We start from the raw sequence: 24426 nt of genomic DNA on the forward strand, positions 1-24426 counted from the left end.
TTGTCTCGTCCAGCAGGACGGGCTCGTTAAATTCGCAATGCCTGTCCGGCGCTAATTTTCGCCAGCATGTGCTGACTGATGTGGCCCAAATCGACCACTTCACTGGTGCCGCCCATCGCAATCGCTTCGCGCGGCATGCCAAATACCACACAGCTGGCTTCATCCTGCGCGATGGTCCAGGCGCCCGCGCGATGCATTTCCAGCATCCCGGCGGCGCCGTCGTTCCCCATCCCGGTCAGGATCACACCCACCGCATTTCGTCCTGCATGGACCGCCACCGAACGGAACAGCACATCAACCGATGGCTTGTGTCGATTCACCGGCGGACCGTCATTCAGTTTCACTACGTAGTTCGCCCCGCTACGCGCCAGCTCCATGTGCATCGCGCCCGGCGCGATATAGGCATGGCCCGGCAGAATACGCTCGCCGTCTTCCGCCTCTTTTACGGTGATCTGGCACAGCTTGTTCAGTCGCTCAGCAAACGAGCGGGTAAAGCCTGGCGGCATATGTTGCGTAATCAGCAGCGCCGGACTGGTGGCCGGCAGCGGCTGCAGCACATGGCGAATCGCCTCGGTGCCGCCGGTGGATGAGCCAATGGCTATCAGCTTTTCACTACTCAACAGCGGACCGGCTTTCAAGGTTACCGGCATCGGCATGGCCGCACGCGCATGCAGTTTGGCGCGCGCTGCGGCGCGAATCTTGTCGGCAATCATCTGGCTATAGGCCAGCATGCCTTCACGAATGCCGAGCTGCGGCTTGGTGACAAAATCCACCGCGCCCAGCTCCAGCGCGCGCAGCGTCACTTCGGATCCTTTACCGGTCAGCGATGACACCATCACCACCGGCATTGGACGCAGGCGCATCAGTTTCTCGAGGAAATCGAGGCCATCCATGCGCGGCATTTCCACATCCAGCGTCAACACCTGCGGGTTGTACTGTTTGATTAAATCCCGCGCCACCAGCGGATCTGGCGCACTCGCGACCATCTCCATATCGGGATGGCTGTTGATGATTTCCGTCATCAACTGTCGCATTAGCGCAGAGTCATCCACGCACATCACGGTGATTTTGCTCATCGTCTTTCCTTGCTCAGTCCATAGACTGTCTGTCCACGCAGCCAGAACTCTTTGCTGATCTGACTAAAGTTCTCTGAGTGTCCGGCAAACAGCAGGCCGCCGGGCTTCAGCAGGGGCACGAAACGGCGCAGAATCTGTTCCTGCGTCTCTTTATCGAAATAGATCATCACGTTGCGACAAAAAATTGCGTCGAACGGACCCGGCAACGCCCAGTCGTTGGCCAGTAAATTCAGTTGCGAATAGTTCACCATGTTGGCGAGGTCAGAACGCACCCGCACCATGCCTTCGTGCGGGCCAGTGCCGCGCAGGAAAAAGCGCTGCAGCTGTGACTGCGACAAGGTGCGCAGCTCTTCCTGGCGATAGACGCCTGCCACGGCTTTCTCAAGCACCTGCGTATCAATATCGCTGGCGTGCACCTGGAACTTACCCGGACCGGTACCCAGCGTTTCTGCCAGCGTCATGGCGATGGAGTACGGCTCTTCGCCGGTTGAGGCGGCGGTGCTCCAGACGCTGTAATTACCCGTGCGCTTACGCGCATGATCCGCGAGGATCGGAAAGTGATGCGCCTCGCGGAAGAAAGAGGTCAGGTTGGTGGTCAACGCGTTAATAAACGCCTGCCACTCGGCACTGTTCTGGTCCTGCTCCAGCAGCGCCAGATAGCGGCCAAAGTCATCAATATTCAGCATGCGCAGACGACGCACTAAACGGTTGTAAACCATCTCGCGCTTATGGTCGGCCAGCACAATGCCCGCTCGCTGATAAATCAGCTGGCTGATACGACGAAAATGAGTATCTGAGAGCGGCAAGCGCTGCACCATTTGCGAGAGCAGCGTGGTCGCTTCACTTTGATCTAATAACGTCGATTTCTTCATTTCAGGTCACCCGGCAACAAACTGTTTAAATTGTGATACTGCGGTTGCTACTGTGCTGCCAGTCGCGCCATGCTTATGGGCCGCCTTGCGGCGGCCACAAGGATTAAAAGGTTTCCCAGTTATCGTCTGTGCTACGTGCGCCTGCCGGTTGTGCCAAGGCTTTTGGCGCTCCCGAACGCAAATTTTTTGCCGCTGTAGATACGTTAACGGCCTGAACGACAAATTCTTTACCAATATTGAACACCGCAACCGACTGTTTCAGTCGGCTGGCCTGATCTTCCAGCGCCGCTGCCGCAGTCGCCGACTCTTCAACCAGCGCGGCGTTCTGCTGAGTCACGCGATCCATCTCGTTGACCGCCAGACCGACCTGATCGATACCTCGGCTCTGCTCGTCCGACGCCGAGGCGATTTCGCCCATGATGTCGGTAACGCGCGTCACCGCATTGACGATGTTGGTCATGGTTTCCCCGGCGCTCTCCACCAGCACGGAACCGGTGTTGACGCGGCTGACCGAATCTTCGATCAATCCTTTAATCTCTTTCGCCGCCTGAGCACTGCGCTGTGCCAGACTGCGCACCTCACCGGCTACCACGGCAAAACCACGGCCCTGCTCACCGGCGCGCGCGGCTTCTACTGCGGCGTTCAGTGCGAGGATGTTGGTCTGGAAGGCGATACCGTCGATCACGCTGATGATGTCAGCGATTTTCTTCGAGCTACCGGTAATCTCTTTCATGGTGGTGACTACGCCATCCACCACTTTGCCGCCCTGTTGCGCGGTTTCAGACGCCGTCAACGCCAGCTGTGAGGCCTGGCGGGCATTCTCGGCGTTCTGCTTCACGGTGGCGGTGAGCTGCTCCATGCTGGCGGCGGTCTCTTCCAGCGAAGCCGCTTGCTGCTCGGTACGCGAAGAGAGATCGTTGTTGCCCATAGCGATTTCGCTGGCACCGGTGTAGATGGCATCAGAACCATCACGCACGGTACGCACCGTACGCGCCAGCGCTTGCTGCATCTCCTGCAGTGACGTGAGCAGTTCGCCCATCTCATTGCGCACGTTGATCTCCACCTGCTGGGTTAAGTCACCCCGCGCGATGTGGCGGATATGCTCAATGCTCTGCTTCAGCGGACGGATCAGCACGGAACGCATGCCGCTCCACACCAATGCAATCACCAGCAAGGTCACCAGCAGCGTGCCGACCACCAGCATGATTGATTGGGTATAGGCCGCGTTATTGGCTTCGACGCCCTTATTAGCCAGCTCGATGTTGTAGCCCAGCCAGGCGTTGTAATCTTTGGCAAACTTATCCTGGAATCCCTGCGTCGGTTGATCGACAAATCCTTTGAAATTTCCGCTACCGAGGAAATCAATCAACTCACCCAATGCCCCCCGATAGGCGTTGTAGTTGGCCTGCAGCGTCAGCACGTTTTCCGCCGTTTTGCCCTTTTCAGACAAATTGGCGTTAAATTCGGCGAAACCTGCATCAGCGTTCTTCAACTCCTCACTCGCCAGTGCCACCAGATCTTTCACGGTCGCACCCGAGCCCGCCTGCTGACTATCCAGCAGGTAACGGATCCCCGCACGGTTCAGCGTGTTACGCGCCTGAACCAGCGATACCCATGAGGTGCCCATCGCCCGTTGCAGCGTGCTGAGACGCTGGTTGTAGGCAAAATTATCTTTATCGGCTTTCACCGTGGAATAGAACACTCCCCCGGAAAACAGCTGCAGTAAGGCAAACAGCGCCAGCACGCACAGCAAGCCGGAAACAACACGAATACGACTAAACATAAACACCTCATTGGTTGGCGGATCGCTCCTGTTATCGGCGTGCGCGAGGGGATCTTTATGTGTGTTCGCAGGGGTTGGACCAGCGGGAATTAAGGAGGAGTAAGGATAAATAGGGGATGTGCTCGCTGTCCCTCACCCTAACCCTAACCCTCTCCCACAAGTGGGAGAGGGAACCGATCGCGCTAACATATGGCAGCGTCTCCCTCTCCCGCTTGCGGGAGAGGGCCGCGGTGAGGGGCAGCGACGCCGAAACTTAAAACGTCTCCCAGTTACCCTCACTCGCCGCCGCCGCTGCTTTGCGCGGTGCGCTGGCGATCTGACGGGCGAGGGTGGCTTTAGCGGGTGGCACCTGAGCGGCACGCGGAATGCGGAATACCGATACCGACTGGCTCAGGCGACTGGCCTGCTCTTCCAGTGACGCGGCGGCGGCGGCGGACTCCTCCACCAGCGAGGCGTTCTGCTGCGTGACGCGATCCATCTCGGTCACCGCTTGTCCCACCTGATCGATACCGCGGCTCTGTTCATCGGATGCCGACGCGATCTCACCCATGATATCGGTGACGCGTGTGACGGCGCCGACGATATCATTCATGGTTTCACCGGCGGTCCCCACCAGCTGCGAGCCGTTGTTGACGCGATTCACCGAGTCTTCAATCAAGCCTTTGATCTCTTTCGCCGCCTGCGCACTGCGCTGTGCCAGATTGCGCACCTCGCCTGCCACTACGGCAAAACCACGCCCCTGCTCACCGGCACGAGCCGCTTCCACCGCAGCGTTGAGTGCCAGGATGTTGGTCTGGAAGGCAATTCCATCAATGACGCTGATAATGTCGGCGATCTTCTTCGAGCTACCGGCAATATCCTGCATGGTACGCACCACGCCATCGACCACTTCACCGCCTTTGCGCGCGGTATCGGATGCACTGAGCGCCAGTTGCGAGGCCTGACGGGCGTTTTCGGCGTTCTGTTTCACGGTAGCGGTTAACTGCTCCATGCTGGCTGCGGTCTGTTCCAGTGACGAGGCTTGCTCTTCGGTACGCGCCGAAAGATCGTTATTACCGGCGGCAATTTCACTGGCACCGGTGAAAATGGCATCGGAACCATCGCGCACATTGCCCACCGTGCTGACCAGCGACTGCTGCATTTCATGCAGGCTACCCGCCAGCTGGCTCATCTCATTTCGCCCCTCAACCACGATGGTTTGGGTGAGATCGCCCGCGGCGATGTGACGAATATGGCCCAGCAACTGATGCAGTGGCTGAATCAGCACGCTGCGTAAACCAAACCAGCAGCCGATAATCACCGCAACCACTACGAGCATCACTGATGCCAGCAGCCACATCATGGTATGGAAGGCACGCTGATTCTGCGCCACACCTTCTGCTGCCAGTTCGCTTTGCGCAGTACGCCACTCTTCGTAGGTGGCTTTCATCGCCACCTGTTTCGCTTCGATATTCTGCGCAAACATGCCTTGCAGATCGTTGGCTTTCAGGCGCTCCAGCATCGCTTTCAGCCCGTTGTTGAAGGCGGCATAGTTCGCTTCCAGCTTATCGCGCAGCGCTTCCGGCAAGCCCGGCGTGGCGGGCAAGTCGTAGTAGCGTTGATAGTGGCCGGCAGCGACATCGAGCTGTTTTTCCGTTTGCGCAATTAACGCCCCCAGCTGGCCGCCGTTGGCCTGCGCGGCCATGCTGCCCTGCATGCGCAACATCGCGCGATTGAGTACCGTGCGGGTTTGGTTTAATTCAATCCAGGCGTCGGACATCGCCCCTACGTTGTTGGTTGAGATCTGCGCAACGGCAAACGCCTCTTTATCTTTTTGCAAGGCGGACCAGAACAGGCCACCCGAAAGTAACTGTAAAGCACCAAATACCAGCAATACGGCGATTAAACTGGTCACTACATTGATTCGTTTTAACATGGGATCTCCAGAAATGCGTTTCGGCTATCCCCGTTATCGACCAATATTCTGAATTTTTCAGGGCGCTTAAGCGACTTTACAAATTAAAACTCTGCGTTTTAGCATGATTGCAGTGTTTTATAAGTAAAAAAATTAACAGTAAAAAAAATGCGCCTTTATCGGGTGAGCGATAAAGGCGCATTGGGTGAGGTGCGGTTTGTCCCTCACCCTAACCCTCTCCCACAAATGGGAGAGGGAACCGATCGAGCTTGCATGTGGCAGCGTCTCCCTCTCCCGCTCGCGGGAGAGGGCCGGGGTGAGGGACCGACGACGCCGAAACTTAAAACGTTTCCCAATTACTGTCGCCTACAGCGGCGATCACCGCTTTACGCGGCGCGCCCAGTGTAGGCGGCGCAATCTGTGGATGGCGCACGCCGGCTTTCGGCTGTGCTTGTGCCGCGCGCGGTACGCGGAACACCGCCACCGACTGGCTCAAGCGGCTGGCCTGCTCTTCCAGTGAGGCCGCCGCTGCGGCAGACTCTTCTACCAGCGAGGCGTTCTGCTGCGTCACACGATCCATCTCCGTCACCGCCTGACCCACCTGGTCGATACCACGACTCTGCTCATCCGATGCCGAGGCAATTTCGCCCATAATATCCGTCACGCGGGTGACCGCATTGACGATATCGCTCATGGTTTCACCGGCGGTACCCACCAGCGCTGAGCCGCTGTTAACGCGGCTGACGGAGTCTTCAATCAGCCCTTTGATCTCTTTGGCCGCCTGTGCGCTGCGCTGCGCCAGATTTCGCACTTCGCCTGCTACCACCGCAAATCCACGGCCTTGTTCACCGGCACGCGCCGCTTCTACCGCCGCATTGAGCGCCAGAATGTTGGTCTGGAAGGCGATGCCGTCGATGACGCTGGTGATGTCAGCAATCTTCTTCGAGCTGCCGGCGATGTCGCTCATGGTACGCACCACGCCTTGCACCACATCGCCGCCCTTCTGCGCGGTTTCAGAGGCACTCAGCGCCAGCTGCGAAGCCTGACGCGCATTTTCCGCGTTCTGCTTCACGGTGGCGGTCAGCTGTTCCATGCTGGCGGCGGTCTGCTCCAGCGAGGCCGCCTGCTCTTCGGTACGTGCCGAGAGATCGTTATTGCCCGCCGAAATCTCACTGGCTCCGGTAAAGATGGCATCCGATCCGTCACGCACATCACTTACCGTGCGTACCAGCGACTGCTGCATATCATGCAGGCTTTGCGCCAGCTGGCTCATTTCATTGCGCCCGACAACCGCAATGTGCTGCGTTAAATCGCCCTGCGCAATGTGCTGAATATGCTGAATGTTGTGGTTGAGCGGCGTGATCAGAATTTTGCGCATGCCAAACCAGCACAGCACAATTACCGCCACCACGATCGCCAACACCGCAGTCAGCAGCCAGATCATATGATCGTAGGCAGAGCTGTTGGCGGCGACGCCGGTCGCCGTCAAACGGTCCTGATCGGCACGCCACTGGCGGTACTCTTTCAGGAACGCACTCTGGCTTGGCGCCACCGGCACTTTCGCGGCCTGCACCAGATCTTGTGCTACCAGCGCATCCTGCATCTGGCCCAGCGCGCTGGCATAAGCAGAATAGGTGTCATCCAGACGCTTGTTAAGCGCTGCATCCTGTCCCGGCGTATCCGGCGTGGCTTTAAACAGCTGATAGTTATCAGCGGCTTCTTTCTGGAAGGCTTTGCTGTCGTTATATAAACCGGCCACATCCGCTTCACTGCCGCTGAGCTTGCTGGTCGCCATGCGCAACTGAATGCGGGTTAACACCACACGGCTCTGATTGAGGCTCATGTAGGCGTCGTTGATGGCGGCGGTGTTTTTGCTCGCCAGTTGTGAAACGTTGAAACTGTTTTTGTCATCACTTAGCGCTTTAAAAAACAGCGAGCCGGATGCCAATTGCAGAAAACCAAATACCAACAACACCAGCAATAAGCTGGTGACAACGCGGATTCTTGTAAACATAGTTTGCCCTGGAAAATGAAGAAAAATCGTGCAGAGCAGTTATCGACTTACGGCGGGGAATATTGAGGAGAAAAGCAGGGTTTTTGCAGTTTTGTTGTTGATTTACAACAAATTAATTAACGTGCGTGATGATAACGGGCCGCAGCGGCGCGGCCCGTTGATGTGATTAGGCGGTACGCAGGTTATCCACTAGCGCCATCTCTTCACTGCTCAGCAGCTTTTCGATGTCGACCAGAATCAGCATACGTTCACCCAGCGCACCCAGACCGGTCAGGTACTCGGTAGACATGGTGACCGCAAATTCCGGAGAAGGACGAATCTGCTCCTGAGTCAGCGACAGCACGTCAGAAACGCCGTCAACCACAATCCCCACCACGCGCTGCTCAAGATTCAGCACGATCACCACGGTGTTCTCGTTGTAATCCACGTCCGGCTGCGAGAATTTCACGCGCAGGTCGATAATGGGCACAATCACGCCGCGCAGGTTGGTGACGCCTTTGATGAACTCTGGCGTGTTCGCGATGCGGGTTACCTGATCGTAGCCGCGGATCTCCTGCACTTTCAGAATGTCGATGCCGTACTCTTCGTCACCCAGTGTGAAAACTAAGAACTCCTGGCCGACGGTTTCGCCAGCGATTTTGGTCACGGTTGCCATGTCAGTCATTTTTTTACCCTTTCGTTATCTATTACGCTGCGGCACCGGCCACACGCTTTTCACGGTTCAACGATTGCAGTGCTGAGACATCCACAATCAGCGCTACGCTACCATCGCCCAGAATGGTGGCGGCTGAAATCCCCGGCACTTTGCGATAGTTGCTTTCAAGGTTTTTCACTACCACCTGATGCTGACCAATCAGCTGATCGACCAGCAGCGCATAGCGACGGCCTGCGCTTTGCAGAATCACCACAATGCCTTGCGTGGCGTCGGTTTTGGCGTTTTGCACCTCAAACACATTCCACAACTCAACCAGCGGCAGATACTCGCCTCGCACTTCCAGCACGCGCTCGCCACCGGCCAGCGGTTTTAACTCTTCAGCGGTTGGCTGCAGCGATTCCATCACCGCGTTGAGCGGCAGAATGAACACTTCGTTGGCCACGCGCACCGACATGCCGTCGAGGATCGCCAGCGTCAGCGGCAGCAGGATGCGAATAGTGGTGCCTTTGCCCTGCTTCGAGGAGATTTCGACGTGGCCGCCCATCTCCTGAATGTTACGTTTCACCACGTCCATGCCCACGCCACGGCCCGACACGTCAGTGACCTGTTCGGCGGTGGAGAAGCCCGGCGCGAAGATCAGCATGCCGACTTCTTCATCGCTCATGCTGTCGCTCACCGGCAGGCCAGACGACAGCGCTTTAGCCAGGATACGTTCACGGTTCAGACCGGCACCGTCATCGATCACTTCGATGCAGATATTGCCGCCCTGATGTTCCGCGGACAGCGTCAGGTTACCGACTGCCGTTTTGCTGGCAGCCAGACGTTTTTCCGGGGTTTCGATACCGTGATCGAGGCTGTTACGCACCAGGTGCGTTAACGGATCGATGATGCGTTCAATCAGGCTCTTATCCAGTTCGGTCGAGCTGCCAAGCAGCGTCAGTTCCACCTCTTTGCCCAGCTTGCTGGCCAAATCGCGCACCAGGCGCGGGAAGCGGCTGAAGACATACTCCATTGGCATCATACGAATCGACATCACCGACTCTTGCAGATCGCGGGCGTTACGCTCTAGCTGGCCCATGCTGTTCAGCAGGTCGCCGTGCGCCACCGGATCCAGCGCGCCGGAGCGCTGCGCCAGCATCGATTGGGTGATCACCAGCTCGCCCACCAGGTTAATCAGCTGGTCCACTTTCTCCACTGCCACGCGGATGCTGCTGGATTCACTGCCCTTGGCCGGTGCCGCTGCACGCTTAGGTTCACGTTTCGCTGCCGGCGTAATCTCGGTAACGGTGGCGGTTTGCACCGCTTCAGCGACCACGTCCACCACCGGCGCTTCGGCCACTGCCGCCGCGCCTGCCGGGAAGTGGATCTGCGCTTCATCGAGCACAAAGCACAGCACGGCGACGATGTCATCTTTGCCGACGCCATCGATGGTCACTTCGAGCGAGTTAGCGCCTTTTACCACGTTGCTGACCGTGCCGAGATTGCCGAGCTCTTCCAGCATCAGCTCCGGCTCTTTCTCTTTCAGATCAACCAGCTGCAGGCGCAGACCTGCGGCGGCAACCGGTGCAGCGATGTCAATCACTTCGGCGACTTTTGGCGCTTCAGGCGCGATGCCCTTCGCTTCCAGTGCCAGCTGACGCAGCGCTTCGCAGATGTATTTAAAGCTTTCTGCGTTGGGCTCCTGCGCCGTTTTATAGGCATCGAGCTGTTCTTGCATAATATCTTTGGTTTCCAAAAACAGGTTGATGATATCGGTGCTGAGCTGCATCTCGCCGCGGCGCGCACCATCCAGAATGTTTTCCAGGATGTGGGTGGTTTCCTGTAAAACCGTAAAGCCAAACGTACCGGCTCCGCCCTTGATGGAGTGGGCGGCGCGGAAGATGGCATTCAACTGCTCGGAATCGGGCTCCTGGGGATCGAGTCCCAACAGGTGTTGCTCCATATCCGCTAACAGCTCATCGGCTTCATCGAAAAACGTCTGGTAAAAATCGCTGATGTCCATGCTCACGGGATCACCTCGGCTGTGAGGGTTGGTCTGGTGTCACCACGCTCACCGCGGGCGTCGCCGCTGCCGCAGGTGCCGTCGCAGCCGCCGGCGCAGCCGGTGTCGCAGTGGAACCTGTTGGGGCAGTCGGCGCAGCCGGTACGGCGGGTGCGGTAATGTCGGGAATAATTTGCGCCGGGTCGCTGACCTGTACGGCATCGCTCTCGGCATTCTCTTTTTCAATCGCCGCTTCGGTGTCGTGATTCAACACCAGCAGGCTAATGCGGCGGTTGACTGCATCATTAGCACCACGGTTTTTCAGCTTCATGGTGTCGGCCATACCGACCACACGCAGCATTTTGCTGCCGTCCAGCCCACCGATCATCAGCTCACGGCGTGAGGCGTTGGCACGATCGGCCGACAACTCCCAGTTGCTGTAGCCGCGATCGCCATTGCCATACTGGATATCGTCGGTGTGGCCTGACAGGCTAATTTTGTTCGGAATATCATTCAGCAGCGGCGCAATGGTGCGCAGAATGTCGCGCATATAGGGCTCAACGTCTGCGCTACCGGTTTTAAACATCGGGCGGTTCTGGCTATCGATAATCTGAATGCGCAGCCCCTCTTCCACCATGTTGATAATCAGGTGCGGACGCAGCGCTTTCAGACGCGGATCGGCTTCAATCAGCTGATCGAGCTTTTCACGCAGGCGATTCAGGCGAATCTCCTCCAGCTTTTTCTTCTGCGCATCCATATCGACAATTTTCTTCACTTCGCCCTTCTGCTGCGTCGGATCGTCGCCGCCGCCCGGGATCGGACTTTCACTGTCGCTGCTGCGCTGACCGCCGGTTAACGCCACTTTGAGCGGCGTTTTGAAGTATTCGGCAATTTGTACTAACTCTTTCGGGCTGGAGATGGAGAGCAGCCACATCACCATAAAGAACGCCATCATCGCCGTCATAAAGTCGGCATAGGCAATCTTCCACGAACCGTGGCTGCCATGGTGACCTTTATGTTTGCGCTTTTTAACCAGCACAATGGGGCGATTGCCAGCTTTCATGAATTCTCATCCGAAGTTTGTTTCGCCGGGTTCTTGGCGTTACGCACGTGCTCTTCCAGCTCGGAGAACGACGGACGTTCAGCGGAATAGAGCGTTTTACGTCCAAACTCCACCGCGATTTGCGGCGCGTAGCCGTTCAGGCTGGAGAGCAATGTCACCTTTACGCACTGCATCATCTTGGTGGTTTCGGCACATTTCTGTCGCAGTACCGAGGCCAGCGGCGAAATAAAGCCGTAGGCCAGCAAAATCCCGAGGAAGGTACCGACCATGGCATGGGCAACCAGCGCACCTAACTCTGCGGCCGGACGATCGGCCGACGCCAGTGCGTGCACCACGCCCATTACCGCGGCAACGATGCCGAAAGCCGGTAAGCCATCACCCACGGCCGATATACTTTGCGCTGGTACTTCGCACTCGTGCTCGTAGGTTTCAATCTCTTCGTCCATCAGGGCTTCAATTTCGAAGGCGTTCATATTTCCGCTGACCATTAAACGTAAATAGTCGGTAATAAAATCGACCAACTGTTTATCGGACAAAATACGCGGATAGTTAGCGAAAATTTCACTCTGACTTGGGTCTTCAATATCACGTTCTAATGACAGCATGCCTTGCTGACGGGATTTCGCCATCAGGCGATAGAGCAGCGCCATTAAATCCATGTATACAGCTTTGTTATATTTCGAGCCGCGCATTAACAATGGCAACGCTTTTAATGTCTTCTTGATCGATTTGCCATTATTGCCGACTAAAAAGGCACCGATACCGGCACCGCCGATAATGATCAGCTCCGCCGGCTGATATAGCGCGCCTAAATGTCCGCCGACCATCGCGTAGCCGCCCAACACGGAGCCGACGACCACGATATAACCCAGAATTATCAGCACAAAAAATCCTTACGTCCGTAACGTGTTGATGGAAGTTAAGCCAGAGAGCCGCAGGTGTTATTCGTTTATCGCAGGCAAAAAAAAAGCAGCGGTATTAACCGCTGCTGGATGTTTTCCACGATGCGAACAAACTTAAACGGCGCGTTTAACCTGTTCATCCAGCAGTTGTGGAAAGGTATCGGCAGAATCTGCAGAAAGTTTACGTCTTTTTACGGCACGTGATGGCGGCTGGCACAGGCTGCAAACAAAGCTGCCCACTGGCTGATGCGCGTGGTTAATAAAGCTGCCACCGCAGCACTTGCAGTCAGACAATTCCAGCATGCCACTTTCAACGAATCGCACCAGGGTCCATGCACGCGTTAGCGCCAACAGCGGGCCCTCGTCCGATTGCGGACACTGCTCAAGATACAAACGGTAAGCTTTGATCACCGCTTCAACGCCATTGCTCAACCCGGTTTTCAGCAGAAACTGCCAGGCGTTACAGAACATTGAGGAGTGAATATTTTGTTCCCAGGTCATGAACCAATCAGTGGAGAATGGCAGCATGCCTTTCGGTGGTGGTGCACCGCGCAACTCTTTATACAGTTTAATCAGGCGACCACGGCTCAGCTGGGTTTCACTTTCCAGCATTTGCAGTCGTGCGCCCAACGTAATCAGCTCCATTGCCAGCTGAATATCGCGCGCTTCCTGAACAATACTTTTTTCGGCCATTAAACAGCCCTCTTCTTCGCAGAGATGTCATCTTTCGACGCATTCCGCAGTAAGCGGCTGGATAATAAAATGCCGGTATGGATTTGCTGCAAGTCATCCACACGTGACTCTTGCGTCAGGCGATTAATATGGTTGTGGTCGGTAAAACGAAACTGGCAAACCAGTTGATTGGTTTCCGCTAATTTTACCATCTCGGGTAAGGTTAATTGCGACAATGCATCGGCCATCGATTCATCGATGCCTAAACGAAACATTGCTGAAGCTTTTTCCTGGTTAATTAAACGCTGAGCAAGAAGCAAATATGACAGATTGATGTCATATATATGTTTTAGTAATTCTGATGTACCCATTTTTTTCCATCCTGATAGACGCGACACATATACGGCCACAGAATTAAATTGTTCTATGGTTCGGGCTGCTGGTTGGTAAATCTAAAGATGGCAAAAAATAATCAGGCTTGAGCCAACGCGTACCTAACTGTTTCACTTCCCGTCAGGACACTGATCAGTAGTAATCAAAACTCCAGGCCATTCTTTGCTTGAGTTGTAACCATCTTCCGTGACGTCTGCTTACAGTTTTTAAGACTAATCCGAAAACAACGCAAATCTATATCGTCTGATTTCGACATACAACGTGAGTGGCGCGAAATTTTAGATAAAGTGTGATCTGCGTCACACTTTTAAGGCAAATTTTTTTCGCAAACCTTCAGCATCGCTTTTCTGTTGTGCGTTTTTTGTACTAAATCGGATTATTTCGTTAATATTTTGCTGATTTGCGGCGGATTTTAGCCTCTGTGGCAGATTGCCATTACCACGCGATCAGTTATCTGTTCCGTTGCGATTATCGGGCTATAACGCGCTATATAATGAGATATAAGCAGCATAATACTCTGAATACAGCGGAAATTATTCGCTTCTAAATTAATCACTTACAGGGAATATTGCTGAGGAGGATTAAAGCGAGACGCTAGCGAAGCGTGAAGACTGGACGCAGAGCGCCTGGGAACTGTCAGTAGATTGTAGGGAGTGTTTAGCGCACGGCAGGGTATGTAACAGAGCGTTACATTAGAGAAATGAATGAATGGGCCATTTTACGGTTTGCTACGCGCTAACTATCGGCGTGCCACCGTAAATCTTTAGGGTCAGCGATAAAAAAAGCGTGATTCCTGGGTTGGGTGCGCGCTTTTTAACCAAAATGTGCGATTTTTACTGATGAGTCAGCCGATTAGCGCTTAACGAAATGAAATCGATTTCGTGAAGTTAGGGTGGTGCGTGAAAACGCTGTGCAACGCAGCGGGAGTGAAGTCGCGAAAGGTGGCGTTAAGTCAGGAAGTTAAGTGCGAGGTGGTCGCCATAAATGGCGACCCTACGGTAAGTTTGTAAGGTGCGCATTAATGCGCACCCTATTATTTAAGCTAATTTCGGAAAGGTAGCGACTTTATTTTCCGTACCGTGATCATCGCTTCGTACCGGCAACGTATTTAAATCTTTCAGGAAACTTTCACGCCAATGTGAAATATCCTGCTTGCGCAACACCGCCATCATGTCGTTATAACGCGAAATACGTTCCGTGCGCGGCATGGTTAAGGCGCGATCCAGCGCAGCAGCCACTTCATCCCGATCGTAGGGATTGACGATCAGCGCCGAGGTCAGTTCATTCGCGGCACCGGCAAAGCGCGACAGCACCAGTACGCCAGGATTATCCGGGTCCTGCGCCGCCACATACTCTTTCGCTACCAGGTTCATGCCATCGCGCAGTGGCGTAATCAGGCCAACGTTGGTGAGGCGGAAGATCTTCATTAACAGGCGGCGGTCAAAGTGCTGATTCAGATAGTAGAGCGGCGTCCAGCCCAGCGTGCCGTATTTGCCGTTAATGCGTCCCGCTTCCGTTTCCAGCTGATGGCGAATGTCCTGATAGGCCTGCACATCGCCACGCGAGGTGGGTGCAATCTGCGAGTAGCGAATTTTGCCGCGATGCTGCGGGAAATTCTCCAGCAGGGCTTCAAAGGCGAGGAAACGCTCCGGCAAACCTTTCGAGTAATCCAGGCGCTCGCAGGCGATGATGTTCTGCAGATCGCCGAGGTCGCGCTTCATCGCGGCCATTTTCGGCGGCAGCGGCCCTTCTGCCATCTCTTTGATGGTGTCAGGCTCAATACCAATCGGATACACCTCGGTCATAAAGGTGTTGCCAAAGGCGCGATGCTTTTTCTCACCTTTATTCTGCAGCTGCGTCAGCTGGCTTAAGCTATCGAGGAAGGCCACGCGATCGGATTCTGTCTGGAAGCCCAGCAGATCATAGTCGCACAGCATCTCCAGCAGCTCCTGATGAGGCGGTAACGCATTGAAGATTTCGGGCGTCGGGAACGGAATATGCAGGAAGAAGCCGATACGGTTGTTGATGCCCAATTTGCGCAACTCGGCAGCAAACGGCAGCAGATGATAATCGTGGATCCACAATACATCATCGGGCTTCAGCAGCGGTTTAAGACGCTGGGCCAACAACGTATTCACGCGGCAATAGCCATCCCACGCTTCGCGCTGGTACTGCACCAGATCGAGACGATAGTGGAAAGCGGGCCAAATCACGGTATTCGAAAACTGCAGATAATACTGATCGTAATCGTTTTGATTGAGCGGCAGCGAGGCGTAGGTAATTCCGTCTTTTTCCAGCTGAGTGAGCTCTTCATCCTCATCTTCACCCGAGAATTCGCTGATCTCTCCGTTCCAGCCAAACCATAATCCTCCGGTATCTCGCAGTGCATCCAAAATACCGACAGCAAGTCCGCCTGCGCTGGCCTTGCTACCATCGGGAATCGCGATACGGTTAGATACGACGACTAAACGACTCATAACCTAAACTCCTTACCAACATTGTCATGTTCTAGTTGTAATAATAGTTGTTCAAGCCAGTGCCATACGGCCTCAACGCTGTTCAGGCGATAGCGTGCATGGCTGGCACCTTCACCGACTTTGACAGAAATCCCCTGCATGGCGTTGACCGCCAGAAATCCTTTTTCGTCTGTCAGGTCGTCTCCCACAAATACCGGAATGCGTCCGGCAAAGGGTGCTTCCTGCATAAATTCACGCACGGCGGCACCTTTATCAATGCCCTGCGGCTTCAACTCCACCACGCACTTGCCGGGCTGCAGCGCCAAATCAGGGAAACGTGCGACGGCGTCTTCCGCCAGCTGCATGATGGCATTCTCATACTGCGGCGCATTGCGATAGTGCAGCGCAAACGCCATGCCTTTCACTTCCAGCAGCGTGTTGGGCCACTGATCCAGCGTCTGCTGCAGTTCAATTTGCAGCGTTTGCGCAATATCGCCCGGCAGGCTGTGGCGATGCACACGACCGGCGGCGTCGCGACGTTCAGCGCCATGCACGCCCGCCGCGGGCGCTTCAAGCGGCGCGACTAAGGCATCGAGTTGCACGATTGGACGGCCAGACACCAGTGCCAGTGCGCCGTGGCTAAGATTAGAAATTTGTTGCAGGAGCTGGCGTACCGAGGCGGGGATTGAAACCGACTCGGGCTGCGACTGAATCGCTGCCAACGTGCCGTCGACATCAAAAAAGAAGGCATAAAGTCCGCCGCTTAGCGACGGCAACGTGCTGTTCTGATTAACCGCGGGGGTCACGACTCTCCTCCTGTGTTGTAGGTTTTAAAATTACAGGATGTTCGGAGGCAGGCTGAATCATGGAAGCGGAAAAAAACCGCAGAATTGTGTGCGAGGAGATTTTGACGATAACACGGAATTTCGATAGCAAACTCTCCACAAACAAACATGATTTAGACTCACATGGCAACCTGACAGCGAACATCGTCAGCTTTAAGTGTAGACGTAGATCACGATATTGCCAGATACGCGCGGCTTCGCTATAGGATAAGTGGCCGTTTTAGCCGCTATGCAGCAAAAAGATTGCCTCCGCGCTTTTTCATACGCTTCGCTTATTTTTCCTGCACCAGTGGCAGGCAAAAATCAGCCCATGCGGCGCGAAATTTCCCAGATTAAGCCGACTTGCATCCGCCACGCGGATTATCATATGGTGCGTTTACCGCGCGGCTACAGCGTGGAGATACGGCTCTTGAGAGCATAAATCAGCGCTTTGAGATCGCTTCAGGCAGGAATCCGCAAGATGGAAAACCGATCGACTTCACATTTTCATACTGTTGTGGTGGGTGAGCGTAGATGATCCCGCAGAGTTACAGCCAACGCGTGCACTTCTATTACTGCATTCTGATCGCGCTGAAAATCAACGCCAAGAACAAGAAGTCTGGCGGCGTGCGCGGTAAAAACAACTTTCTACTCAAATGGCTGCGCAACGCGCAGAACAACACCATATTTCCGCCGGATATCACCAGCGAGATCGAGTGGCTGCGCGGCAAGATCATCAGTTCCGGGCCCGATACCGATCTCGAACCGATGCTGCAATATGTCTATGACACGGCTAAACGCGCCGAGAGCATGCGTTTAGGGTCGTGAGGGTTGCGCGCCGGTGCGCCGGCGTGCTCGCTGCGTAGTTCTACCTATTCTCCTGCGTATTCAACCGCATTTTTTCCCCTCAATGTGTTGCATATGATTCGTCACACGGAACAGCCACGTTCCCCCTTTCCACTGACGAAGAGAATGGATGCAAATGAAACTGAAAATGTTATGCGGTGCACTGCCTTTAATGATGATCGCAGGTGCAGCGGTTGCGGCAAATGCTGACGAAGGCTATTACGGTTCAGCCAAATATCTGCAAAGCCAGATCAATGCCAAAGAGATGAACACCAGCGCCCGTCCTGGCGTAGGTCAGTTTGTCGCGGGTAATGAGACCGCGCACCAGGCTAACGCTGCCTTGGCACTCGGTTATCAATGGGGTAATGGCTGGCGCACCGAGGGCGAATACACCTTTGGTCAGGGCGCGGAGTTCACCAGCGGTTCATCCACCTTTGCCACCAGCTATAACCATCTGCAAACCAACGTGCAGCGCCTGATGTTCAACCTGTATCGCGATTATGAACTCGGCTACAACTTCTCGCTGTACGGTACCGCTGGCCTTGGCTTCAGCCGTATTCAGGCGGGCGGCTGGCAGGGCGTGGTTACGCGTGAGTATGCTTCCAGCACGCAAAATAACCTGACTTACAGCATTGGTGCGGGCGTCAGCTATGCGCCGATTGAGCGCGTTAGCGTTGATGTCGGTTATCGCTATGTGGATATGGGTAAAATTGAGAGCGGCTATAACAACTTCGTCAATGCCCGTGGCTTGAAAGATGAGCAGATGAAAGCGCATCTGATCGAGAACCAGTTCACGCTGGGCGTACGCTATCTCTTCTGATGAATGCATTGGCAGACTTCCCCGCATGATGGGGAAATCTGCCTCCTCAATTCCAGCCAGCAGGAAACCACGCTTTACTTGAGGAAACGCAATATCTGTATGTCTGTTACCCCGTAGATCTAGGTACGGTTAAAACATCTTATCTTGATGAATTTAATCGAAAAAACTTAAATCTGGCATCTACGTGAAGGTAATTAACATGATTAACAGAATGATCCTCAACGAAACCGCTTACTTTGGTTCCGGCGCCATCCATTCTCTGGTCGATGAGATTAACAAACGCGGTTTCACCAAAGCATTAGTGGTGACGGACAAAGACCTGATCAAGTTTTCTGTCGCCACGCGCATCACCGATCTGCTTACGCAGCACGACCTCAGTTTCGCCCTCTATGACGACGTTATTCCCAATCCTACGGTAGAAGTGGTGCATGCCGGCGTTGCGGCTTTTCGTCGTGCAGGCGCCGATTACCTGATCGCCGTCGGCGGGGGTTCCCCGCAGGATACTTGCAAAGCCATCGGCATGATGATTGCCAATCCCGAGTTTAGCGACGTGCGCATGCTGGAGGGCGGTGCCGCCACGCGCCGCCCCTCTGTACCGATTATTGCGGTGCCTACCACCGCGGGTACGGCTGCCGAAGTGACCATCAATTACGTCATCACCGATGAGGAGAAGAAGCGTAAGTTCGTCTGCTACGATCCGCATGATATTCCCGTTATCGCCATTATCGATCCTGACATGATGGCCAGCATGCCCGCCAGCCTGAAAGCGGCAACCGGCGTTGATGCGCTCACCCACGCCATTGAAGGCTATATCACGCGCGGTGCATGGGAGATGACCGACATGTTCCACCTCAAAGCGATAGAGATTATTGGCCGGTCGCTGCGAGATTCGGTAACAGGTGTGCCGGCTGGTGTGGCGGATATGGCGCTGGGTCAATATATCGCCGGCATGGGCTTCTCGAATGTCGGATTGGGCCTGGTGCACGGCATGGCGCATCCGCTGGGTGCCTTTTATGGCACCGCGCACGGCATCGCCAATGCCGTCTTGCTGCCACACATTATGGCTTTCAATGCTGAACACACCGGTGAAAAATACCGCGATATTGCGCATGCGCTGGGCGTTAGCGGCGCCTATGCCTGTTCATTAACCGAGGCGCGCGCACTCGCCATCGAGGCGGTCAACACGCTGAACCGCGATATTGATATTCCGCTGCGGCTACGTGACATCGGCATGCAGGCGCAGGACGCGCCGGCATTAGCTGCCGCGGCTTATGCTGATGTGTGTACCGCCGGAAATCCGCGCGAGTGCAGCATTGAGACGATCACGTCACTTTATCGCCAATTATATTAATCAGGCATAAATCGGGTCGCCATCCATGGTGACCCGTCAAATATTGTATTAAAACAACGCCCCCCCTTTTATTTAATTTATGCCAGGAGTTCGTCTTGCGGAATATTATTCATTTTAACGGCAGATAGTAAATTAAGCCCACCCGGTGCGCTTGCAGGAACGGCTGGTCGGAGTAGTATTAATTATGTGACACGCTGTAGATGAGTTAAAGGTCCATTACCCGCCTTCCCTCCTCCATTTCATATCGTCATTAATTTAAACATTCAAAATCTATTCTCTCTGTTGGTATTTTCCTTTTTTTGAGGTGAGCTATGTTTCGACACGTAAAACAGTTGCAATTTACCGTCCGCGTTAATCAACCCAATCCCGGCCTGGCCAATTTATTACTGGAACAGTTTGGCGGCCCACAGGGTGAACTGGCCGCAGCAATGCGTTATTTCACCCAGGGGTTAAGTGATGACGACGCGGGTCGTCGTGAGATGTTGATGGATATCGCTACCGAGGAGTTGAGCCATCTGGAAATTATCGGCTCGCTGGTTGGCATGTTAAATAAAGGTGCGAAAGGGGCGCTGGCAGAAGGCAGCGAAGAGCAAGGCGATCTCTATCGTTCCATTACCGGCGCGGGTAATGACAGCCATCTCACCTCGATTCTGTATGGCGGCGGTCCGGCACTGACCAACTCGGCTGGCGTGCCCTGGACCGCGGCCTATATCGACACCATCGGCGAAGTGACGGCGGATCTGCGTTCAAACGTTGCCGCTGAAGCGCGCGCCAAGATTCTGTACGAGCGTCTTATCAACCTTACCGATGACGTTGGCGTTAAGGATGCGCTGGGATTCCTGATGACGCGTGAAGTGGCGCACCAGCTGTCGTTTGAAAAAGCGCTCTACTCCATCCGCAATAATTTCCCGCCGGGCAAACTGCCGCCGATCGAGAAGTATGCGCACACTTATTACAATATGTCTGAGGGCGACGATATTCGCGGCAGCTGGAACTCGGATGAAAACTTTGATTACGTTGCCGATCCGCAACCGGCCGTTGATGGTGGCGATGGACTCGCCAGCGTTACCTTGCCCGCGCAGCAGCAGAGCGATCTGGCCACGCTGGCGGCGCGCACCGCTTCACACCCCGACGTCAATCCGATTACCGGCGCGGAACCGGGCAGTAAACATCCGTTGACCAATCAGTAATGCGCCACGCTGAAACCTGTGGGTCGCCATAAATGGCGCCCCGCACCCTCTAAAAATAACGCATGGAAAATATTTCTGCCTCGTGCGCATATTCCTCGCAGATTAATCCGGAAAGTGACTGCCAGCTTCAGTTACGCGGCTGAATATTGCAGGGATGTGCCATAGTTTACGTTGGTATAAATAAAAAAGGACCCACCCAATATGTTTGGTTTTTTAGCTTCTCTGTTCGGCAGCCCGGAGGCATTACTGCAAGTGATGACCCGTCAGGACATTCAGGAGTCGATTCAGGAAGGTGACAGAATTATTATTGACGAAGATGGTAACGCTTCGGTTAATCCATTGAGTCCTGAAGTACAGCGCGATTTTGCCCATCATGTCAGCACATTAAAGGATATTTAAATGGGCACGGCGATATTTATGGTGATGATGGTGTGTGGCTATTGGTATACCAGCCGCGACATGTCGAGTCGTTTAAAAATCAAACGCTCTTTTGGCTGGGATGTCTATTTTCTTATTGCCTTATATGGCTGTATTTTTGTGCTGCAAGGCGTGCTAACCACCGCCATCATCTGGTTAATTTTGCTTATTGCATCAGGTGTGAACAATGCGTTTGCGCTGACCTCCGCAGAGAACGTGCACTGGAATGTCGATTTCATGACCTGGAGTTTTTTAGGTATCCAGGCGCCGGTAGTGATGATGCTGGCCTTTGCCATTCTATTCTGCATGTATCGCTCCAACTGGGCAGTCAGCGCCCGGCTTAACGCTGGTGGCCGTAAGGAACTTTATCAGCGTCTTTCGCGCTCGAATGGCATTGAGCAGTTGTTACTGCAGTGCATGGAGGAAGGCGAATTAGCCTGGGTGACGCTGAAATCTAAGCGTATTTATATCGGTATGATCCATGCAGCGACATTTGAATATGCCAACACCGCCAATATCGTGCTGATTCCGATGTTGAGCGGCTACCGCGATGCGCGCACGCTGAATTTGGCGATTGAGCATAATTACAGCCAGTGGTACCACAATCACAATATTGATTTCTCCTCCACGCCAAAAAGCGCCCTGGAGTTTCGTAAAGTGATTATGGTGCATCAGATTGAAAGTTTGTCGCTGTTTGATCCCGCCAGCGCCAGCGCATTAGCGATGGGTAAGCAAAGCGGGAATAAACGCAAATGGACTCGCAAGTCCGTGGCAAAAAGCGACTATCCCTAAATGAATTCGCTGTCATACGCTGACAACGAGCATTAAACACTTACCCATCACCACGTCCAAAGATGCTGGCTTAATGCCTTGATGACGGTATGTTGCATTAGGCCAGCAATACGCCATAACACGATAAAATAATCAGGACACCTCTATGGACTTTAAAAAGTTCGAAGCCATTCTACATCTGTGGAAAGATCTGCACTTCACGGAAATAACGCTACAACAGCGTGATAATAAAAGCGAAATCTACGCCACTGGCACAAATAATCACACCCAGAGTCAGCTCTATATTTGCAGCGTTGCCGATGATATTTCCCCGCAGGCGCAACTTAAACAGCTGCGTACGTGGCTTCATAGAATTAATTTAGGCAGGTCGAAACGCATGCTGGTGAGTGCGGAAAAAGAGTAAACGGCTGGCGCTAAATATCGCCGACTCACCTTCACCTTTATCAATACCTATCGACACTTTTGCGCTTCGCTTATTTACAGCGGATAAAGCCGACCGCACGAAAAACATATCGTCAGATTATTCGCCATGTCACACTGTATATACATACAAGTATCGGAGGTGACGTGAGAGATGAAAGCCGTCCAACATCGGATCTGTATGCGCTAATTGGTATCGCGGTAGCGGAATTTATCAGGGAAGAGCGGGTATTTAAGGCGCACGATATTTCGTTGTCATTGCATGTCATGAAGTTGGGAACTAACGATGAGGAGTTCCGACATCTTTGCGATGCCGCGATGCGATTACTGGCAGATTTGATGCACTAACGTGCCCCCCAAATGAGCTGGGGGACACGATGAATTGTCAGGCGTCGTCTGGCGTATAGCCCACCACAATTTCCAACGTTCTGCGTAGGATATCTGCCTCAGCACTTCCCTCTGCGGTTTCCAGCGCCATAATCAGGCAGAGAATAATGGCTTTATTACTGACGCGTCCTTCCGTTGCCAGCACGTGGCGGATAACCTTGTCCAATACGGCAGCTTCGTTTCTTAACGTGCTGTCTGCATTGCGAAAATGCTCTGCCAACTCGGTGTCAGGCAGCGCAGAATAGAGGTCGTGATTTTCCGGCATGATTCCAGTCCCGTACTGATAGCGATACATTCAAATTATCTTCACTAAACGCGAGCCACAATCGGTCAATGTTTGCGATTGCTGCCAGACTGTTCTTTATTGCCAAACAACTGCAGAACGTTGTCTCTTTCCGGCTGCTCTTCCCGCCGTTTCTTGCCAGCCGAAATACTGGCGCGCACATCGGTAATGGCGGCAATAATGGCCTCACGCCGATCGTTATCGCTACTCTGCTCTTTCATGCGCATGAGTTGGTCGATCAACGCCTGAGTATTAACGGGGCCCGCCTGCTGCAACAGCACCAATGCCGCTTCCCCAATAATCTCATCGATTAATTTCTGGTGTTCACTTCTATTCATAACGAATTATTCATAACGAATCTCTGAACGCCGCTTCGCCCCGGACCGGGAACAACGGCAGAATGGATGCGCTACCGGAGAAATGTAGCGCAGTACAGCCCGTCACAGGTCATGCATGAAGCAGTGCGTTATCAGAGTAAAGTCTTATAGTTGTACAACCTGGACGTTAAACCTGCTCTCAGCTTTCGCGTTCGAATAACAAGCCGATCAGCTGATGATAGTGATGCTCTTCTTCCGCATTGGCGGCCAATTCGAGTCTGCGCAGCAGCTTGGTGCACAGTGATTTACGGTTGAGATTACGTCCTTCGCGTAAGATTTCAACCACGATCTGGCCCAGTGTTTCCTGCTGCGATGGCAGAGATGCTTTGCTGAAATAGTTGGCAATGGCCTCGACTGAACTCGGCGTGTATCCGTTCTGACGCATAATTGACCCCAATAAAGTAAAATGTTAGGTCACCCGACCTAAGGAAAGTTGTACAGGAAAATCTAAAGCTGTACAAAAAGCTTACTGAACTTATACGGTAGGATTTGTTGCAAAAAGTGCTAACTGGCGCGAATTAGGATAATTGGAAACCTTTTATTTCCAAATTCGTGAGCTCAGCGCCGAAAGGCATCGACGCATGAGCCACGTTTGATCAGCTATCGTCTGCATCCGCTGACGGCATTCTGACGCTACCTTCCTGACGACTCAGTCCGCGTAACGCTGAATGGGCACGATTATCGCTGCCTGCTGGTTGGCGGTGCGTCAGCAACCACTGTTGGGCGCTGGCGATACGCTGCTGTTGCTGCGTGTTTTTTGCTTTTTCAGCCATGCGTGCGATTTCAGTGAGCAGTGAAGAGACGTTAACTTCCTCACGGCGCACCAGCAGCGCATAGGCCGCTTCGCCGATAATTTTTGGTTGTGAATCTGACATCCTCTACCTCCTGAGAATATGGGCTTACGCTTGGTTCTCAGTGTTAACTATAGATCATCGGCGGTTCGCCTTGGCACGCGCGG

At 53.9% G+C, this 24426-nt stretch carries 25 protein-coding genes; 8 read left to right on the forward strand and 17 right to left on the reverse strand.

Annotation, left to right across the window (positions count from 1 at the left end; all coding sequences use genetic code 11):
• Positions 1 to 26: 26 nt before the first annotated feature.
• The 13 genes from WFL93_RS01080 to otsB form a co-directional block, all read right to left on the reverse strand.
• Positions 27 to 1076: a protein-glutamate methylesterase/protein-glutamine glutaminase gene (locus WFL93_RS01080; protein WP_049851851.1), complete on the reverse strand. Its 1050-nt coding sequence runs from the start codon at positions 1074 to 1076 to the stop codon at positions 27 to 29.
• Entirely contained in the window at positions 1073 to 1948 is an 876-nt protein-coding gene (gene cheR / locus WFL93_RS01085) for a protein-glutamate O-methyltransferase CheR (RefSeq protein ID WP_007892559.1), read from the reverse strand. The genes WFL93_RS01080 and cheR overlap by 4 nt, the downstream gene beginning before the upstream one ends.
• Positions 1949 to 2051: 103 nt before the next feature.
• On the reverse strand, positions 2052 to 3731 hold the full coding sequence (locus tag WFL93_RS01090) for a methyl-accepting chemotaxis protein (protein WP_049851852.1): 1680 nt from the start codon (positions 3729 to 3731) through the stop codon (positions 2052 to 2054).
• Positions 3732 to 3984: 253 nt separating this feature from the next.
• Complete coding sequence (locus WFL93_RS01095; protein WP_336777090.1) at positions 3985 to 5646, reverse strand: methyl-accepting chemotaxis protein; 1662 nt, start codon at positions 5644 to 5646, stop codon at positions 3985 to 3987.
• Positions 5647 to 5965: 319 nt separating this feature from the next.
• A complete protein-coding gene (locus WFL93_RS01100; RefSeq protein ID WP_336777091.1) occupies positions 5966 to 7639 on the reverse strand; it encodes a methyl-accepting chemotaxis protein in 1674 nt (557 codons plus the stop codon).
• 166 nt (positions 7640 to 7805) lie between these two features.
• Positions 7806 to 8303 (reverse strand): chemotaxis protein CheW, encoded by a 498-nt coding sequence (gene cheW / locus WFL93_RS01105; protein ID WP_007892553.1) that lies wholly within the window; start codon positions 8301 to 8303, stop codon positions 7806 to 7808.
• 22 nt (positions 8304 to 8325) lie between these two features.
• Positions 8326 to 10296 carry a chemotaxis protein CheA gene (gene cheA, locus WFL93_RS01110; RefSeq protein ID WP_180823742.1) on the reverse strand — a complete coding sequence of 657 codons (1971 nt, stop codon included), beginning with the start codon at positions 10294 to 10296 and terminating at the stop codon, positions 8326 to 8328.
• A 10-nt stretch (positions 10297 to 10306) separates the two neighbouring features.
• The gene (motB, locus tag WFL93_RS01115; RefSeq protein WP_049851853.1) at positions 10307 to 11338 is read right to left on the reverse strand and encodes a flagellar motor protein MotB; all 1032 of its coding nucleotides are present in this window, start codon (positions 11336 to 11338) and stop codon (positions 10307 to 10309) included.
• On the reverse strand, positions 11335 to 12222 hold the full coding sequence (gene motA, locus WFL93_RS01120) for a flagellar motor stator protein MotA (protein ID WP_007891047.1): 888 nt from the start codon (positions 12220 to 12222) through the stop codon (positions 11335 to 11337). Before motA ends, motB begins: the two co-directional genes overlap by 4 nt.
• Before the next feature lie 132 nt (positions 12223 to 12354).
• Positions 12355 to 12933: a flagellar transcriptional regulator FlhC gene (flhC, locus tag WFL93_RS01125; RefSeq protein WP_007891050.1), complete on the reverse strand. Its 579-nt coding sequence runs from the start codon at positions 12931 to 12933 to the stop codon at positions 12355 to 12357.
• Positions 12933 to 13283 (reverse strand): flagellar transcriptional regulator FlhD, encoded by a 351-nt coding sequence (gene flhD / locus WFL93_RS01130; RefSeq protein ID WP_007891053.1) that lies wholly within the window; start codon positions 13281 to 13283, stop codon positions 12933 to 12935. The genes flhC and flhD overlap by 1 nt, the downstream gene beginning before the upstream one ends.
• 1059 nt (positions 13284 to 14342) lie before the next feature.
• Positions 14343 to 15782 (reverse strand): alpha,alpha-trehalose-phosphate synthase, encoded by a 1440-nt coding sequence (gene otsA, locus WFL93_RS01135; RefSeq protein WP_180823470.1) that lies wholly within the window; start codon positions 15780 to 15782, stop codon positions 14343 to 14345.
• Positions 15779 to 16567 (reverse strand): trehalose-phosphatase, encoded by a 789-nt coding sequence (otsB, locus tag WFL93_RS01140; protein WP_336777092.1) that lies wholly within the window; start codon positions 16565 to 16567, stop codon positions 15779 to 15781. The genes otsA and otsB overlap by 4 nt, the downstream gene beginning before the upstream one ends.
• Before the next feature lie 552 nt (positions 16568 to 17119).
• Between otsB and WFL93_RS01145 the strand changes: the two genes are divergently transcribed.
• The 8 genes from WFL93_RS01145 (at position 17120) to WFL93_RS01180 (ending at position 22769) form a co-directional block, all read left to right on the forward strand.
• Positions 17120 to 17413 (forward strand): hypothetical protein, encoded by a 294-nt coding sequence (locus WFL93_RS01145; RefSeq protein WP_007891064.1) that lies wholly within the window; start codon positions 17120 to 17122, stop codon positions 17411 to 17413.
• 154 nt (positions 17414 to 17567) lie between these two features.
• On the forward strand, positions 17568 to 18251 hold the full coding sequence (locus tag WFL93_RS01150) for an outer membrane protein (protein WP_036621691.1): 684 nt from the start codon (positions 17568 to 17570) through the stop codon (positions 18249 to 18251).
• Positions 18252 to 18450: 199 nt separating this feature from the next.
• On the forward strand, positions 18451 to 19602 hold the full coding sequence (fucO, locus tag WFL93_RS01155) for a lactaldehyde reductase (protein WP_336777093.1): 1152 nt from the start codon (positions 18451 to 18453) through the stop codon (positions 19600 to 19602).
• 311 nt (positions 19603 to 19913) lie between these two features.
• Entirely contained in the window at positions 19914 to 20792 is an 879-nt protein-coding gene (locus tag WFL93_RS01160) for a manganese catalase family protein (protein WP_007891070.1), read from the forward strand.
• A 201-nt stretch (positions 20793 to 20993) separates the two neighbouring features.
• Positions 20994 to 21191: a hypothetical protein gene (locus tag WFL93_RS01165; protein ID WP_007891073.1), complete on the forward strand. Its 198-nt coding sequence runs from the start codon at positions 20994 to 20996 to the stop codon at positions 21189 to 21191.
• Positions 21192 to 22001, forward strand: coding sequence for a hypothetical protein (locus WFL93_RS01170; RefSeq protein WP_007891075.1), 810 nt, complete (start codon positions 21192 to 21194; stop codon positions 21999 to 22001).
• Positions 22002 to 22146: 145 nt separating this feature from the next.
• Positions 22147 to 22404: a hypothetical protein gene (locus WFL93_RS01175; protein WP_007891077.1), complete on the forward strand. Its 258-nt coding sequence runs from the start codon at positions 22147 to 22149 to the stop codon at positions 22402 to 22404.
• Positions 22405 to 22568: 164 nt separating this feature from the next.
• Positions 22569 to 22769 (forward strand): hypothetical protein, encoded by a 201-nt coding sequence (locus WFL93_RS01180; protein ID WP_007891079.1) that lies wholly within the window; start codon positions 22569 to 22571, stop codon positions 22767 to 22769.
• Between the two features lie 37 nt (positions 22770 to 22806).
• Here the strand turns inward: WFL93_RS01180 and WFL93_RS01185 are convergent, their stop codons facing one another.
• From WFL93_RS01185 to WFL93_RS01200, 4 genes are all read right to left on the reverse strand, one after another.
• Entirely contained in the window at positions 22807 to 23073 is a 267-nt protein-coding gene (locus WFL93_RS01185; protein WP_007891082.1) for a biofilm development regulator YmgB/AriR family protein, read from the reverse strand.
• A 65-nt stretch (positions 23074 to 23138) separates the two neighbouring features.
• Positions 23139 to 23429, reverse strand: coding sequence for a hypothetical protein (locus tag WFL93_RS01190; protein ID WP_336777094.1), 291 nt, complete (start codon positions 23427 to 23429; stop codon positions 23139 to 23141).
• A 178-nt stretch (positions 23430 to 23607) separates the two neighbouring features.
• The gene (gene ycgZ, locus WFL93_RS01195; RefSeq protein ID WP_007891089.1) at positions 23608 to 23853 is read right to left on the reverse strand and encodes a regulatory protein YcgZ; all 246 of its coding nucleotides are present in this window, start codon (positions 23851 to 23853) and stop codon (positions 23608 to 23610) included.
• 211 nt (positions 23854 to 24064) lie between these two features.
• Complete coding sequence (locus tag WFL93_RS01200; protein ID WP_336777095.1) at positions 24065 to 24343, reverse strand: hypothetical protein; 279 nt, start codon at positions 24341 to 24343, stop codon at positions 24065 to 24067.
• Positions 24344 to 24426 lie beyond the last annotated feature (83 nt).

This window comes from Pantoea sp. USHLN256, from assembly GCF_037149875.1.
GTDB classification, from domain to species: domain Bacteria; phylum Pseudomonadota; class Gammaproteobacteria; order Enterobacterales; family Enterobacteriaceae; genus Pantoea; species Pantoea nemavictus.

Excerpts from the sequence above, each read along its gene's own strand:
- WFL93_RS01150 (WP_036621691.1), top strand. The coding sequence starts at position 17,568 with ATGAAACTGAAAATGTTATGCGGTGCACTGCCTTTAATGATGATCGCA.
- flhC (WP_007891050.1), bottom strand. The coding sequence starts at position 12,933 with ATGGCCGAAAAAAGTATTGTTCAGGAAGCGCGCGATATTCAGCTGGCA.
- WFL93_RS01185 (WP_007891082.1), bottom strand. The coding sequence starts at position 23,073 with ATGCCGGAAAATCACGACCTCTATTCTGCGCTGCCTGACACCGAGTTG.
- WFL93_RS01080 (WP_049851851.1), bottom strand. The coding sequence starts at position 1,076 with ATGAGCAAAATCACCGTGATGTGCGTGGATGACTCTGCGCTAATGCGA.
- WFL93_RS01145 (WP_007891064.1), top strand. The coding sequence starts at position 17,120 with ATGATCCCGCAGAGTTACAGCCAACGCGTGCACTTCTATTACTGCATT.
- WFL93_RS01165 (WP_007891073.1), top strand. The coding sequence starts at position 20,994 with ATGTTTGGTTTTTTAGCTTCTCTGTTCGGCAGCCCGGAGGCATTACTG.
- motB (WP_049851853.1), bottom strand. The coding sequence starts at position 11,338 with ATGAAAGCTGGCAATCGCCCCATTGTGCTGGTTAAAAAGCGCAAACAT.
- WFL93_RS01090 (WP_049851852.1), bottom strand. The coding sequence starts at position 3,731 with ATGTTTAGTCGTATTCGTGTTGTTTCCGGCTTGCTGTGCGTGCTGGCG.
- WFL93_RS01200 (WP_336777095.1), bottom strand. The coding sequence starts at position 24,343 with ATGTCAGATTCACAACCAAAAATTATCGGCGAAGCGGCCTATGCGCTG.
- WFL93_RS01095 (WP_336777090.1), bottom strand. The coding sequence starts at position 5,646 with ATGTTAAAACGAATCAATGTAGTGACCAGTTTAATCGCCGTATTGCTG.
- otsA (WP_180823470.1), bottom strand. The coding sequence starts at position 15,782 with ATGAGTCGTTTAGTCGTCGTATCTAACCGTATCGCGATTCCCGATGGT.
- ycgZ (WP_007891089.1), bottom strand. The coding sequence starts at position 23,853 with ATGCGTCAGAACGGATACACGCCGAGTTCAGTCGAGGCCATTGCCAAC.
- cheW (WP_007892553.1), bottom strand. The coding sequence starts at position 8,303 with ATGACTGACATGGCAACCGTGACCAAAATCGCTGGCGAAACCGTCGGC.
- WFL93_RS01190 (WP_336777094.1), bottom strand. The coding sequence starts at position 23,429 with ATGAATAGAAGTGAACACCAGAAATTAATCGATGAGATTATTGGGGAA.
- WFL93_RS01100 (WP_336777091.1), bottom strand. The coding sequence starts at position 7,639 with ATGTTTACAAGAATCCGCGTTGTCACCAGCTTATTGCTGGTGTTGTTG.
- cheR (WP_007892559.1), bottom strand. The coding sequence starts at position 1,948 with ATGAAGAAATCGACGTTATTAGATCAAAGTGAAGCGACCACGCTGCTC.
- WFL93_RS01170 (WP_007891075.1), top strand. The coding sequence starts at position 21,192 with ATGGGCACGGCGATATTTATGGTGATGATGGTGTGTGGCTATTGGTAT.
- flhD (WP_007891053.1), bottom strand. The coding sequence starts at position 13,283 with ATGGGTACATCAGAATTACTAAAACATATATATGACATCAATCTGTCA.
- WFL93_RS01160 (WP_007891070.1), top strand. The coding sequence starts at position 19,914 with ATGTTTCGACACGTAAAACAGTTGCAATTTACCGTCCGCGTTAATCAA.
- WFL93_RS01175 (WP_007891077.1), top strand. The coding sequence starts at position 22,147 with ATGGACTTTAAAAAGTTCGAAGCCATTCTACATCTGTGGAAAGATCTG.
- cheA (WP_180823742.1), bottom strand. The coding sequence starts at position 10,296 with ATGGACATCAGCGATTTTTACCAGACGTTTTTCGATGAAGCCGATGAG.
- fucO (WP_336777093.1), top strand. The coding sequence starts at position 18,451 with ATGATTAACAGAATGATCCTCAACGAAACCGCTTACTTTGGTTCCGGC.